This window comes from Leclercia sp. W17 (assembly GCF_003336325.1).
GTDB lineage: Bacteria > Pseudomonadota > Gammaproteobacteria > Enterobacterales > Enterobacteriaceae > Enterobacter.
In genome coordinates, this window is the sequence record NZ_CP031101.1 from 3,623,146 (window position 1) to 3,637,082 (window position 13,937).

14 protein-coding genes and 1 pseudogene are annotated in these 13,937 nt (G+C 56.5%); 8 read left to right on the forward strand and 7 right to left on the reverse strand.

Annotated features, from left to right (window positions below; genetic code table 11):
* Window positions 1-7: 7 nt before the first annotated feature.
* From DVA44_RS18000 to DVA44_RS18010, 3 genes are read left to right on the forward strand one after another with little or no spacing between them, the layout of a single operon-like run.
* Window positions 8-616 carry a DUF2291 family protein gene (locus DVA44_RS18000; RefSeq protein ID WP_114387721.1) on the forward strand — a complete coding sequence of 203 codons (609 nt, stop codon included), beginning with the start codon at window positions 8-10 and terminating at the stop codon, window positions 614-616.
* Window positions 616-2,142, forward strand: a complete 1,527-nt coding sequence (locus DVA44_RS18005; protein WP_210405519.1) for a sugar ABC transporter ATP-binding protein — start codon at window positions 616-618, stop codon at window positions 2,140-2,142. The genes DVA44_RS18000 and DVA44_RS18005 overlap by 1 nt, the downstream gene beginning before the upstream one ends.
* A 1-nt stretch (window position 2,143) precedes the next feature.
* On the forward strand, window positions 2,144-3,232 hold the full coding sequence (locus tag DVA44_RS18010) for an ABC transporter permease (RefSeq protein ID WP_103824133.1): 1,089 nt from the start codon (window positions 2,144-2,146) through the stop codon (window positions 3,230-3,232).
* Window positions 3,233-3,707: 475 nt separating this feature from the next.
* On the opposite strand, the gene DVA44_RS18015 is transcribed toward DVA44_RS18010, so the two are convergent.
* On the reverse strand, window positions 3,708-4,661 hold the full coding sequence (locus tag DVA44_RS18015; RefSeq protein ID WP_114387722.1) for a sugar-binding transcriptional regulator: 954 nt from the start codon (window positions 4,659-4,661) through the stop codon (window positions 3,708-3,710).
* A 174-nt stretch (window positions 4,662-4,835) separates the two neighbouring features.
* Here DVA44_RS18015 and DVA44_RS18020 point away from each other — a divergent pair.
* A pseudogene (locus DVA44_RS18020) lies at window positions 4,836-4,934 on the forward strand (transketolase); the annotation flags it as partial.
* Here the strand turns inward: DVA44_RS18020 and DVA44_RS18025 are convergent.
* Genes DVA44_RS18025 through DVA44_RS18030 form a run of 3 tightly spaced genes read right to left on the reverse strand, consistent with a single transcriptional unit; the run spans window position 4,933 to window position 6,328 of the window.
* Window positions 4,933-5,433, reverse strand: coding sequence for a type VI secretion system tube protein Hcp (locus tag DVA44_RS18025; RefSeq protein WP_103824130.1), 501 nt, complete (start codon window positions 5,431-5,433; stop codon window positions 4,933-4,935). The pseudogene DVA44_RS18020 and the gene DVA44_RS18025 sit on opposite strands and share 2 nt — an antisense overlap.
* Before the next feature lie 11 nt (window positions 5,434-5,444).
* Window positions 5,445-5,789: a putative T6SS immunity periplasmic lipoprotein gene (locus DVA44_RS25585; protein WP_138369655.1), complete on the reverse strand. Its 345-nt coding sequence runs from the start codon at window positions 5,787-5,789 to the stop codon at window positions 5,445-5,447.
* Complete coding sequence (locus DVA44_RS18030; protein ID WP_103824129.1) at window positions 5,786-6,328, reverse strand: type IV secretion protein Rhs; 543 nt, start codon at window positions 6,326-6,328, stop codon at window positions 5,786-5,788. The genes DVA44_RS25585 and DVA44_RS18030 overlap by 4 nt, the downstream gene beginning before the upstream one ends.
* Window positions 6,329-7,088: 760 nt before the next feature.
* Between DVA44_RS18030 and DVA44_RS18035 the strand changes: the two genes are divergently transcribed.
* Genes DVA44_RS18035 through DVA44_RS18050 form a run of 4 tightly spaced genes read left to right on the forward strand, consistent with a single transcriptional unit; the run spans window position 7,089 to window position 11,829 of the window.
* A complete protein-coding gene (locus DVA44_RS18035; RefSeq protein WP_114387723.1) occupies window positions 7,089-7,919 on the forward strand; it encodes a transketolase in 831 nt (276 codons plus the stop codon).
* The gene (locus DVA44_RS18040) at window positions 7,912-8,862 is read left to right on the forward strand and encodes a transketolase family protein (RefSeq protein ID WP_114387724.1); all 951 of its coding nucleotides are present in this window, start codon (window positions 7,912-7,914) and stop codon (window positions 8,860-8,862) included. The genes DVA44_RS18035 and DVA44_RS18040 overlap by 8 nt, the downstream gene beginning before the upstream one ends.
* 34 nt (window positions 8,863-8,896) lie before the next feature.
* Window positions 8,897-10,315, forward strand: a complete 1,419-nt coding sequence (locus DVA44_RS18045; protein WP_114387725.1) for an L-fucose/L-arabinose isomerase family protein — start codon at window positions 8,897-8,899, stop codon at window positions 10,313-10,315.
* Window positions 10,316-10,329: 14 nt separating this feature from the next.
* Window positions 10,330-11,829, forward strand: a complete 1,500-nt coding sequence (locus DVA44_RS18050) for an FGGY family carbohydrate kinase (protein WP_114387726.1) — start codon at window positions 10,330-10,332, stop codon at window positions 11,827-11,829.
* A gap of 96 nt (window positions 11,830-11,925) precedes the next feature.
* Here the strand turns inward: DVA44_RS18050 and DVA44_RS18055 are convergent, their stop codons facing one another.
* The 3 genes from DVA44_RS18055 to DVA44_RS18060 form a co-directional block, all read right to left on the reverse strand.
* Entirely contained in the window at window positions 11,926-12,078 is a 153-nt protein-coding gene (locus tag DVA44_RS18055) for a Hok/Gef family protein (RefSeq protein ID WP_103824124.1), read from the reverse strand.
* A gap of 352 nt (window positions 12,079-12,430) precedes the next feature.
* Window positions 12,431-12,571 (reverse strand): hypothetical protein, encoded by a 141-nt coding sequence (locus DVA44_RS25730; RefSeq protein WP_197080127.1) that lies wholly within the window; start codon window positions 12,569-12,571, stop codon window positions 12,431-12,433.
* A 702-nt stretch (window positions 12,572-13,273) separates the two neighbouring features.
* The gene (locus DVA44_RS18060; RefSeq protein WP_114315703.1) at window positions 13,274-13,681 is read right to left on the reverse strand and encodes a hypothetical protein; all 408 of its coding nucleotides are present in this window, start codon (window positions 13,679-13,681) and stop codon (window positions 13,274-13,276) included.
* Window positions 13,682-13,937: the final 256 nt, after the last annotated feature.

Below are 13,937 nucleotides of genomic sequence, written 5' to 3' on the forward strand. Positions count from 1 at the left end.
AGGCAGTATGCGATTAACACAATGGGGCGCCGCGCTGACAGGCGCAGCCGCCCTGTTGCTGACGGCCTGCACCGTGGTGGATCTGGATGAGAACGGCAAGCCGATTATGCCTGCCGATCCCAACGCCAAAGCGAGCTTTGACAACCAGACCCCACAGCAGATCGCGCAACAAACCTGGCAGCCGCGGATCCTCGACGCCGCGAAAAATCATGCCCTGGACGCCAGCGCCCTCACCACCCAGCTGAACACGCCCGCAGCCACACCGCAGAGCGTCTTCGTGCGCCTCACCGGCAAGGTGGAGCGCGTGGATGTCAGCAACGCGCGTGAGCAGAAGCTGGTGATGACGGTGAACGGCCAGCCGATGGAGATCCAGAGCGGGCCGGTGATGCGCGGCAACGCCATCCGCGACGCCGCCGGGTTCCGCTTCGATGAATTTACCAACCAGGTTCAGTATGCCCAGCTCTCCCGCGCCCTCAACCGCGAGGCGGCGAAGCATCTGCCGAAAATCGACGACAGCTGGAGCGGCAAAAATGCCACCGTGCTGTTCGCCACCACCCTGACGGGCGGCAAGGCGAATGAGGCGGCAGCGCTGGAACTGAAACAGGAGACGCCGTGATGAGCGATACCCTGGCAGACGACATTATCCTCAGCACCCGCGGCATCTCGATGCTCTTTCCCGGCACCGTGGCGCTGGATAAGGTCGATTACCGCGTCTGGCGCGGCAAAGTGAATGTGATTATCGGCGAGAACGGCGCCGGGAAATCGACGCTGATGAAGATCCTCGCAGGCGTCCAGCAGCCCAGCCTCGGCGAGATGTGGCTCAACGGCAAACAGGTCTCGTTCGCCAGTACCCGGGATGCCGCCGCCCACGGCATTGGCATGGTGCACCAGGAGCTGAACCTGTTTGAGAACCTCAACGTGGCGGAGAATGTCTTCCTTGGCCGCGAGCTGCAAAAGGGGATAACGCCGATCAACGAGGCGGAACAGGAGGCCCGCACCGCAGAGCTGCTGAAGCGCCTCGATCAGCCTATCTCCCCGCGGGAGCTGGTGGGCAACCTGAAGGTGGGACAGCAGCAGCTGATCGAGATCGCCAAGGCGCTGGCCGAGGACGCCGACATCCTGATCCTCGACGAGCCCACCTCGGCGCTGAGTAAAACCGAGGTGGAGATCCTGTTTCGGGTGATCCGCGAGCTGACCCGTCAGGGGGTCTCCATCATCTATATCTCCCACCGGCTGGAAGAGCTGATGGCGATAGGTGATGTGATCACCATTCTGCGCGACGGCAAATTCCAGGCCGAAGCGAAGGTGCAGGATATCGACGTGCCGTGGATTGTGCGCGAGATGCTCGGCAGCGACCCGGTGAGTAACTTCCTTGAGCCGGGCCGCACCTTCGGCGCGCCGGTGCTGGAGGCGGAGCACATCACCTGCGTCAACGCTGCCGGGAATACGGTGGTGAATGACGTCAGCTTCCAGGTCAAAGCCGGGGAGATCGTCGGCATCTACGGCCTGATGGGGGCCGGACGCACGGAGCTGTTCGAGTGCATGCTCGGCACCGAGCGCAACTATCTGGGCAAGCTGTGGCTCGACAGTAAACCGGTGCCCCAGCGCTTAACCACCGCCGAGCGTATCCGCATGGGGATGAGCCTGGTGCCGGAAGACCGCAAACGCACCGGCATTTTTCCCGGCTCGTCGGTGGCCAGCAACCTGACCATCGCCAGCCTGTGGCGTCGGTTGCAGCGCGGCTTTGCCATTGCGCAAAAGGCGGAGCAGCAGGTCGTCGCCAGCACTATCGGCAACCTGTCGATTAAGGTCTCCACCCCGGAAGTAGAGATCCAGGCGCTCAGCGGCGGCAACCAGCAAAAGGTGGTGATTGGCCGCTCGCTGCTGACCAACCCGAAGGTGCTCTTCCTTGATGAGCCGACCCGCGGCATCGACGTGGGGGCCAAAGCGGACGTGTTCCGCATGATGGTGCAGCTCTCTGAGCAGGGGATCGCGGTGGTCTTTTCCACCTCGGATTTGAAAGAGATTATGGCGGTATCTGACCGCATTCTGGTGATGTCCGGCGGCAAACTGACCGCCGATATTGTTCGCGATCGGGCCGAAGAGTCGGCACTGGTAACCGCAAGTGCTCAGGGGTTCTAAGATGAAAACGACACAGTCTGTCGCGCTGGCGCCGCATAAAGGGGCCGCGCTTTCCCGGGAAAATGTTCTGCTGCTGTTGCTGAAAATGCGCACCTTCATTGCGCTGTTTTTGATTGTCGGCTTCTTCACCATGACCGTGCCGGGCTTTCTCTCCACCGGCAGCCTGGTGATCATGATTAAGCATATCGCCATCAACGCCTTCCTGGCGCTGGGGATCACCTTTGTGATCATCACCGCCGGGATCGACCTCTCCATCGGCGCCACCCTGGGGCTGTGCGGGATGATTGCCGGGTGGATGATCACCAAAGGCATTGTGCTGCCGATGTTTGGCATCGCCATCTTCCCGAGCGTGTGGGTGATTGTGCCCGTGGTGCTGCTGATTGGCGCGCTGATAGGGGCGGTGAACGGCTGGATCATCACCCGCTATAACGTGGCGCCCTTTATCTGCACGCTGGGCACCATGTACGTGCTGCGTGGCGCGTCGATGCTGACCTCCGACGGCCAGACCTTCCCGGGACTCTCCGGCAATCCGCAACTGGGGAATACCGGCTTCGATGAGATAGGCGCAGGCACGTTCCTCGGCATTCCGTGGGCCATCTGGATGATGATCGTGCTGGCGCTGGTGATCGCCTACATCGCCCGCCGCCTGCCCTTTGGCCGCCACGTTTACGCCATCGGCGATAACGAGCGCGCGGCAGAACTCTCCGGGGTGCGGGTCAAGCAGGTGAAAGTGCTGGTCTATACCCTGTCCGGCTTCTGCGCCGCCATCGCCGGGATTGTGGTCTCTGCCCAGCTGTTAGCCAGCCATCCGGCCAACGGCACCGCCTTTGAGATGAACGCCATCGCCGCGGTGGTGCTGGGCGGCACCTCGCTTGCCGGCGGCCGCGGCACTATTCTCGGCACCCTGATCGGCGCCTTCGTCATCGGCTTTTTAGCCGACGGCCTGGTGATGATGGGGGTGAGCGAGTTCTGGCAGATGGTGATCAAAGGGATTGTGATTATCGTGGCGGTGATTATCGACCAGATGCAAAACCGGATGCAGCAGAAAGCGGCGGTGGTGGCGCAGAAGGCGGTGATGGAAGGGAAGTAGCGACATTGTGCGGGGTTTATGCCGGGTGGCGGCTTCGCCTTACCCGGCCTACAAAAACGTTAACGCAATGAAATAATTAAAGATTTATAAAAGACATACAGCGGCTCCCTGGTCCGGCTGAAAATCGCCGAAGCGTTTCCGGAAGGCCGGGGCGAGGCGCAGGGACGCGCCGAGAGGGCATAGCCTGCATGGATGCAGGCTGGTGCCCGACCCGAAAGCCTGAAGGAATAAGCTGAGGACAAAATTGCCGGGAGCAATTTTGGACAGCGCTTGCGCTGGCCCCGAAGGGGTGAGCCCCAGGGACGGGGCGAACAATCCGCAAAGCGGCGATTTTCTTGCCGGGAGCCGGGATTGTTAAGGGGGCGGCGATAGCCCCCTTAACACGTTCACCGGTGACGTGGTTTACAGAGAAGCAGCGAACGCAAGGTGAACGGAACCAGCACCTCAGTCGCATGTTCCCCCTCACCCATCGGGCTTACACCCCTTTCAACAAACTCCGCGCCGTCGGGTAATCGGTGATTAACACATCAATATACTTCCCTTCCAGCGCCCCGCGAATGGCGTTGCGTTTCTCTTCCCCGCCCGCCAGGGCGATTACCTGCGGGCAGGCGCGGATCTGCGCCAGCTCCATACCAATCACCGGATCTTCTTCCGCACTCAGCACCGGCTCGCCTTTCGCATCGTAGTAATGCAGGCAGATATCCCCTACCGCCCCTCGTTCGGCCAGCAGTTTAAGCATCTCTTCGTTGTAGTAGTTGCCGGAATTTTTCAGCAGCTGCGACGGCTCCAGCTCGCCGATGCCGACGATCGCCACATCCACTTCGGCAAATTTGCTCACTACCGCCGCCACGTCCGGGCTGCTCACCAGCCGGGCGCGCTCCTCTACCGAGTGCTCAATACTTTGCGATGGCAACAGCCACGCCGGGCAGCCAAGATGCGCCGCCAGCTGCTGGGTAAGAATGGTCGCCTGCACGTTGCCGTTGGGACCCACGCCGCCCAGAAGCTGGATCACCCCCGCGGCGCGGATATTCTGCGGGTGCATCTCATCCACCATGCAGCGGATGGTGCTGCTCCAGGAGGAGATCCCCACCAGGTCTTCCGGACGCAGGCGGGTTTCGACATAGTGCGCCGCCGCGCTGCCGATGGCGTGCTTGATCTGGGCGTTGGACGGGTTCTCGCCCACGTCCACCACGATGGCCTGTCGAATGCCGTACTGCTCCTCCAGCGCCTTTTCCAGCGAGACAAAAATATTGGTAGGCTGAACGACGGTAATTTTGACCAGCCCCTCTTTCTGGCAGCGCGTCAGCGCCCGCGACACGAAGGATTGCGAGAGGTGCAGCAAGGAGGCAATCTCGGACTGCTTTTTATTCTCGCTGTAGTAAAGTGTGGCGATCTTCACCAGCAATCGCTGTTCATCCTGTTTCGACATAACATTCCCCTTAATCGGCTGTCGTTATTTTTATTCATCACTGAATATTTAACAAGCAAGCGCCTGCCCGATCCGCCAGGCAAATGTGATCCTTTTCTCCTTTCTTCGAAATTTGCCCGCTCAAACCGTAGACAAACCCCGGTTATGGCGCTGCACTCCCTGCTAAGGGGCCGACTAACGGCACAAGGCAGCAATAGCCAACGTCGGGTGTTTGTAGTGATTAGGGATGGTGAACTGGCCGAGGGCAGTAACTGGGAAGCCGCGTTCCATGCTATTTTTTCTGCTGGTTGTAACCCAATGGGCGGCTCCAGTCATCGTCATACTTGATATTCCCTTCGATATAAAACCACTCAATTCCTGAATAGGAAATTGCGATATTCTCCATCATTCCTGGCGTGCGAGAACCCGGGATATAAGCATGAGAAGCATTAACTGACATGATCACAATGCTTGTAAGCGTAATTCTGTAAATCTCGTATTCAATGCCAGCCTCGTTGATGTCGTAATAGTGTATTACTGCCTTTTGCAGCCGCTTACTTTGACAGACTGCAACCGCAAAATATGGCGAGGTTTTATCAATCTCTTTGTGCAGGGTAAAAGCGTTGTGTTCGCGCGAACCCATAAGTTTACCCGTGTTGCGGCATGTGTTCTGGTACACACCGTAACTGCTGTTCATAATTTCAATTGCACCCTCACGGTCCAGCGCCATACAACTGCCTTTGATCAGCTGTCCATTTTCATCATAGAGATACATATAAGCTGGTAATGACATCGTTATTTCCCTTATTGATTACTTGAGACGTTCCAGTCATTGTCGATAAAGAACACGTAGCGATAATTTGAACCATTAAGCGTGTACGACACGCCATAGGTATAACCCGGCCTAAGCATCAGGTTTAAACAGGAGTCTGGATAGGAGAGAGCAACGTGCTCATTAGTAGCAAATTCTTTGTATTCTCCACCCTGCATTGAAGAAATGTTATAGCGACTCAGGACGTCGGTTTTATCCACCGAAAAGCAAACATGCCCCTTATCAACGATGATCGAGCGCCAGGGGGCTGCACGATCGCCTTTACCACATCCGACAAGGGTTACAGATAACAGAATCAAGGATAAGTAGCGTTTCAATGCGGGAAACTCCCAAGCACTTTCTGATATCGAGCGATGAGTTTGAGGGTAGGCTCTGACGGGTCATAGTTTTTGAGGCGATACAGGTCGTTTCGATTACCGAATCCATATGTTTTCAGCAACCAGTAATCACTCACGATACATGCCTGATTTTCTATGCCATAGTCCATCAAATTTGGTTTATTAAGCTCATAGTTGTAATCAACAGCCCATGAGAATGCGCCACGCGTTCTTACCATCATCCCGCGCTGGTGTTGCCAGACATGCATCATTTCATGCAGAAATATGTGCTGACCGCCTATGCGATCGTTTTTGACGTGTGGCTGTGAAAAATCAGGCTCATACACCCCTTCCTGAAAATATATTTCGCCGTTTGGCGCCATGGCGACGTTGTTCGCCTGCATATTGAAAGGAAGATAGCTGCTGCGGTGAATCCATACTTCGTTATAACGAATACTAAAAGCGTAGAGCGTGCGAGCCAGATTAATTTCACCAAGGGTCAATAACCGCAGACCTCCGCGATTTATTCCATTCGACATATTATCCCTCCAATAAGAAGGATTTATCATAGCAACGGTTTAAAATTGTACAATTGTTTATGTGCTGAATAAAAATAGACAATACATTGGTCTCGTTTATCATATTTCATATCGCTAAGCGTTAAACAGAGTACCTTTCTATTTTTCGTTAGCATAGCTAATATTTAAACAATTCATATTGGTATTTAAACAGCCCATTAATCCGGCATGACTGAGGTCAACATGTTTTATTAGTCTGCCTTCGTAACCCTTTGAAATAAAAATTACTACAATTGCCTTAGGTCTTGCCAAATCATTTTCTCTAAAGCTTTTTACAGCCCTTATGTTGACCGGCGACCTTGCAAGGATGAATGTGTCCTTCTGATTCTTCGCCCTTAATTCCCCTCTCGACGCGGATCATTCTGAAACAACTGGCGTAAAAACAGTATTACGCAGCGGTATGGCGCACCACGATGCGTTATTCCGCTCCGCCCGCAGGGCAATCACCTGTGGTCAGGCGCGGATGTGCGCCAGCTCCATGCCGATGACCGGGTCTTCTTCCAGGCAAATGTGATCCTTTTCTCCTTTCTTCGAAATTTGCCCGCTCAAACCGTAGACAAACCTCCTGACTGGGCATATCTTACATTACATGAATAATAAATCAGCATTGAATATATATTCAAAGCGGTCATAAATCCCTGCTCTGACAGAGAGAACAGGGAAATAGCTTACCCGGCTGGAATAATTATTCACACTAGATTATAAATTCAGGAGGTATGTTATGAATCCGTTTTCGCTCTCCATCGCGGAGCTCGAAACCCGGGCGCGCTCGATTCGTCGTCGGATCATCGTGCTGAATGCCGAAAGCCCGGCGGGCGGCCACACCGGGGCCGACCTGTCGCAGGTCGAACTGCTCACCGCCCTCTACTTCCGCATTCTGAACTGCTCCCCGGCGCTTCAGGATAGCGATGAACGCGATATCTATATCCAGTCGAAGGGCCACGCAGTGGGCGGCTATTACTGCGTGCTGGCCGAGGCCGGGTTTATCCCCGTTGAGTGGCTCGCCACCTATCAGCATGCCGACTCTCACCTGCCGGGCCATCCGGTGAAACATAAAACGCCGGGCATTGAATTGAATACCGGCGCGCTGGGGCATGGTCTGCCGGTAGCCGTAGGGATCGCCCTGGCCGCGAAACGCAACAACAGCAAGCGCCGGGTGTTTGTGGTGACCGGTGACGGGGAGCTGGCGGAAGGCAGCAACTGGGAGGCCGCGCTGGTCGCCGCCCACTATCAGCTGGATAACCTTTTCATTATCAACGACAAAAACAATCTGCAGCTGGCGGGCTCCACCAAAGAGATCCTCAATACCGATCCGCTGGATGAGAAATGGAAAGCGTTCGGCCTGGAGGTGACCGCCTGCAACGGCAACGACATGGCGGACGTGGTCGCCACCCTGGAAGGGCTGAAGCCCAACGGCAAACCCCATGTGGTGATCGCCCACACCACCAAGGGCGCGGGAATTTCGTTTATTCAGGGACGGCCTGAATGGCACCACCGGGTGCCGAAAGGGGAAGAGATTGAACTGGCGCTGGAGGAACTGAAAGATGAGTAATAGCGAACACCTCGCCACGGTGATGGTGAATGCCTTTATTGACGCCGTTGAACGCGGCGTGGACCTGGTGCCGGTGGTGGCGGACTCCACCTCGACGGCGAAAATTGCCCCCTTTATGCAGCGTTTTCCGGGTCGCCTGGTCAACGTCGGCATCGCTGAACAGACTCTGGTGGGCGCCGCTGCCGGTCTGGCAATCGGCGGCAAGATCGCCGTCACCTGCAACGCCGCGCCATTTTTGATCTCGCGGGCTAACGAGCAGATCAAAGTCGACATTTGCTACAACAACACCAACGTCAAGCTGTTCGGCCTGAACGCGGGGGCCAGCTACGGGCCGCTCGCCAGCACCCACCACAGCATCGACGATATCGCCATCATGCGCGGCTTCGGCAATATCGAAATTTACGCCCCGTCGAGCCCGAACGAGTGCCGCCAGATCATCGACTACGCCCTCGACCATGTGGGCCCGGTCTATATCCGTCTCGACGGGAAAAACCTGCCGGAACTGCATGACGACAGCTACCGTTTTGCGCCGGGCAAGATTGACGTCCTGCGCAGCGGCCAGGACGTGGCGCTGGTGGCAATGGGCTCGACGGTACATGAAATTGTGGAAGCTGCTGCACAACTCGCGGAAGAAGGTATTGACGCCACTGTTATCAGCATTCCATCTATTCGTCCCTGTGATACCCAACAGCTGCTGGCCGCCCTCGCCCCGTGCAGGGCGGTGGTGAGCGTCGAAGAGCATAACGTCAACGGCGGCGTCGGCAGCCTGGTGGCGGAAGTGCTGGCCGAAGCGGGATGCGCCGTGCCGCTGAAACGGCTGGGGATCCCGGATGGACAATACGCGATTGCTGCCGACAGAGCGTCAACGCGGGCACGCCACGAGATTGATGTCGCTGGGGTGGTGAAGCACGCCCGGGAAATGCTGACGCGACAGGTTTGCTGAAAATAACAACAACATCTTACTGGAGAGAAAAGCAATGTCCCGAATTCCTCAACAACTGACAATGGGCGTGGTCATCGGCAACCGGGGGTTCTTCCCGAGCTATCTGGTGGCGGAAGCGCGCGAGCAGGCGATCGCCCTCTTTGGCCGTCTGGGTATCAACACCATTATGCTCGATCCCAGCCAGACCGAACTCGGCGGCGTGGAAACCCGTCAGGATGCGAAAGCCTGCGCCGAGCTCTTTCGCGCCCACCGCGACAGCATTCACGGCGTGGTGGTGCTGCTACCTAACTTTGGCGATGAAAAAGCCATCGCCGAGACCCTGCGTCTCTCCGGTCTGAACGTGCCGGTGCTGGTCCAGGCCGAGGAGGACAACCTCGATAAAATGGGGCTGGCAACCCGCCGCGACAGCTTCTGCGGCAAAATCTCCCTCTGCAACAACCTGCGTCAGTACGGCATTCCTTTCACCCTAACCACCCAGCACGTCTGCGCCCTCAACGGGGAGGTGTTTGAGCAGGATCTGAAGCGTTTCGAGCAGGTCTGCCGCGTGGTAAGCAGCATGCGCGGCGTGCGCGTGGGGGCCATTGGTGCGCGTCCGGCGGGCTTTAACACCGTGCGCTACAGCGAAAAATTACTGGAGAGACTGGGCATCGCCGTGGAGACGCTCGATCTGTCCGAAGTCTTTACCCGGATCAAAACCCTGCGCGACGATGACATCCGCGTGGATGAAAAACGGCGGATCCTGATCGACAACGCCGACGCCAGCCGCATTCCGGCCGACAAGCTGGTGACCATGGCGAAGCTGTTTGTGGTCATCAGCGAGTGGGTGGTTGCCAACGATATCGACACCACCGCCATCCAGTGCTGGACCTCGTTGCAGGAGAACCTGGGCATTAACGTCTGCTCGATCATGAGCGTCATGTCCGGCCAGCTGATGCCGAGCGCCTGCGAGGTGGACGTGATGGGGGCACTCTCCATGTACGCGCTGGCCAGCAGCAATATGAATCCGGCCTCCATTGCCGACTGGAACAACAACTTCGGCGACGAGCGCGACAAGTGCGTGCTGTTCCACTGCGGTAACTTTGCTGCCGAAAGCCTGGAATCCCCGCACATGGGCACCGCCGACATCATCGGCACCACGGTCGGGAAAGAGAACACCTGCGGCGCGGTGCATGGTCGCCTGAAAAGTGGCCCCCTCACCTACTTCCGCCTGAGCACCGACGATCTGACCGGGGAAATTAAAGCCTACGTGGGCCAGGGCCAGTCGGTGGACGATCCGCTCGACACGGTGGGCTGCCGGGCGGTGATCCAGGTGCCGCATCTGGAGAACCTGCTGAACTGGATCTGCCGCAACGGCTTTGAGCATCACGTGGCGATGAACCACTCCGCCAGCGCAGAGATCCTGCATGAAGCCTTTACCCGCTACCTCGGCGTCTCAACTTACCTTCATCGTTAAGGCTGGAGGCCGCTATGTCGGTGAACAAGGACATTATCATCGCCCTCGACGAGGGCACCACCAATGCCAAAGCGGTGGCGCTGGATGCCAGCGGGCATGTGGTGGCGAGCTTCTCCCGGGCGCTGGCGATCCAGACGCCCCACGAAGGCTGGGTTGAACAATCCGCCAACCTGCTGGTGGAGGCCTCTCTGGAGGTGGTGGCCCGCGCATTGGCCACCGTCGGGGTAGAGAGAGTGGCGGCGCTGGCGATCAGCAATCAGCGTGAAACCGTGGTGGGCTGGGAGCGGGCAACGGGCAAACCTATTGCTCCGGCGCTGAGCTGGCAATGTTCCCGCACCGCGGCCTTTTGCCACCAGCTGCGTGAGCAGGGCCACGGCCCGGAGATTAGAGCGGCCACGGGCCTGCCCATCGCGCCGCTGTTTTCTGCCTCCAAAATGCGCTGGCTGCTGGATAACATCCCCGACGGCGCAGCGCGTGCCGCCCGGGGTGAGATCTGCCTCGGCACCGTTGACAGCTGGCTGCTGTGGAACCTGACCCAGGGGCAGGCGTTTAGCTGCGACTACGCCAACGCTGCCCGCACCCAGCTGATGAGCCTGCACAGCGCCGACTGGGACCCGCAGATACTGGCGCTGTTTGGCATCCCCCCCGCGGCCCTGCCTGATATCAAACCTTCCAGCGGACTGTTTGGTTACACCCGCGGCGGCCCCTCCATTCCTGACGGCCTGCCGGTGATGGCGATGATCGGTGATTCTCACGCCGCGCTCTTTGCCCACGGTCTGGGGGCGGAAGGCTGCGTGAAGGCGACCTACGGCACTGGCTCGTCGGTGATGGCGCCGGTGGCCTCTGCCCGCAGCGAGGTGAGCACGCTGGCCACCACCGTGGCCTGGCACGATGGCGATACGCTGGTCTACGGGCTGGAGGGGAATATCCCCCACACCGGCGACGCGGTGGCGTGGATGGCGGACAGCACCGGGCTAAGCGAACTGTCGCAGGCGGAGCTTATCCATGAGCTCAACACCCTCCCCCGCTCGGTAGACTCCACGCTCGGCGTCTACTTTGTTCCGGCGCTGACCGGCCTTGGTGCGCCGTGGTGGAATGAAAACGCCCGCGGGATGATCCACGGCCTGAGCCGCGGCGTGAAGCGGGCGCACCTGATCCGCGCGGCGCTGGAGTCGATCGCCTATCAAATTGCCGACGTGGTGCAGGCGATGCGCGCCCATCCGGGCTTTGCCCTGAACGCGCTGATGGTTGACGGTGGGCCGACAAAAAATGACTGGCTGATGCAGTACCAGGCGGACCTGCTCGGCTGCCCGGTGATGCGCAGCGACGTGGCGGAACTCTCAGCGATGGGGGCGGCACTGCTGGCCCGTAAGGCGCTGTTTAACCTGACCACCGCCCAGCTGCGCCAGTATCTGCCGGAGCATGTCACCTTTACGCCGGATATGGCGCGTCATGTCCGCTTGCAGAGCCGCTGGCAGGCCTGGCAGCAGGCCGTTGCGCTGGTACGCCAATAAAAATGCCCCGTCCGGCTTATCACCAGACGGGGCAAAAAAACGGGTACCCGAACCAAACCGACAATTGGATAAGCGGGGATTGCTCCCCACATACCGCTACTTCTTCGTTTCGTAAGCGAGAACAGCTTTCACTTCTACATCACGCTCCTTAAAGCTCAGCTCACATAACGTTTCGCGAACCAGAAACGTGACGCCCAGCACAGTTAAAGCCAGCACCAGGATCGCCCAAAAGGCGTACTTGTTAAGCATGTCATTGCCTCCTTGCTAAGAAGAGGCTACCATCCAAATTGCTTAGGTTTGGGTAGGTAGCCCCGGTTGATGGAAACATCTCCGGGGCTTTTGCTTTCTGCATCTCCAGACCTGCCTGAGCTCAGAAAGCATCAGGCACCCGCCGCAATACTACGCTCGCTCAGGTGAAAAAACCGCCTTTTCACTGGTTATTTAGCCAGGTAAATTACTTTTTCAGAAAACGTTTAGATGCTGGCGTGAAGTACGTTAAATCGACGTCATCACCGGAGCAGAGTGCAGTCATGCCAGAGGCGTAGAAACGTCATTCTGTACTACCTTTTTCGTTTGACGAACCTGTACGCTGAGACGAGCTTCAGTTATCGGGGTTAGGCTGATGGTGCTGGCGATGAAGCATCAGGGCTTCCGCGATGATGTCCTGTTTGCTTTTACGCGTTTCGTAAGCGGTGGCCTGCACGTACTCACAAAGCTCTTCATCGATGCGTGCGCTCAGCATGGTTAACCGGGCATTTTTACTTTCACCTCGCGGTCTGCGCTTTGATGGATAACTTCTGATTTTGTCCACACTCCCTCCGCCTTAAGCATGCAGTTATTTCATGTCCTGAAATATGAAAGTCTGCTTAAAACATGTCAACATTCTAAATCTGAGACACATTTTGTTGAAGGCATGTTAAATCAGAAAGACTTTATCGATAGATTATTTTCAAATGAAAGAAAATGATATGTCTTACAATAGACAGATAGGTACAGTAAATTATGTTTGCGATTAGACTTCCTCAATAAGACTTGCATGATTGATAAAGTGGTCATCTTTACAAGGATGGTGCAAACTTCAGGTGCACCAGAGCGTTATGCGCCTCACGAAAATCATATTCAAAGAGGATGCGCCGATACCCGATGCGTTTGAGCTGAACGCTTTAGATAACCTCTACAAACTCAATCAACCCAAAAGACCAGGTAAAGACTATTTTATCTAGTAACAACCTTTTAAAAATCGTCACCAAATAACATTATTAAGACAATTAAATAAGTCACTAAAGTTTGACTTTAGTCAAATGAGTCAAGGCGCATAAAGAGAGGTAACCGGACGATATCATGCCCACCAAAGAGGTGGGCGGACCTGTTTATCCGTGGTGGTGATGGTTGTAGCGCGCCTCACGATCGTGCTCGCATTCCCGCGCCTGTTTCTGCCCTGTCCTCAGGCGGTAACTTCTGATCTGTTCTCCTGGCGCACGCCCGCAAACAGCCAGCGCCAGAAAAAGACCTTCACACCCGAACCCAGGAACATCGCCAGCCAAAGCCACGGGCTGTATTTGAGGCTGGTATGAATGACCTCCACCAGGTCAACGTGCAGATGATCGGCGATGGCATACTCAACAATTACCCGCGCGATCAGCATGGTTACCATCATGATCGTAATCGCGACTGATTTCCCGATATGTGGCAGGTAGCCGGACGCCCAGCGCCATAGGAAAGCGGTACTCAGGATAAATACTGTCAGCAACTGCAAGCCAATATCGAGGCCATATTCATGAGCCTGTCTGGAGATATTCAGCACGCCAGCAATAATGACAATAGCCAGAAGGATTTTTTTAATTATGCCCATTTCAAATTTCTCTTTTCAATTAAGCAAAGAATTTAATAATTAATTCACATCACCATGAATCAGGACGACATTCGACAAAGTCACGCCCTCCCACACCGCGCAGAACAAGGTTGCGCCAGCCGAAAAGGCTACGACCCACGGACATTTACAGACAGCTGGTTTATTTGCGCTGAGTGCTACCATCTGCGCAATTAATACCAGCGGGGCGATGATAAGGCGTTTTAATTCGGGCTGCTAAAGATAATAAATGTATACT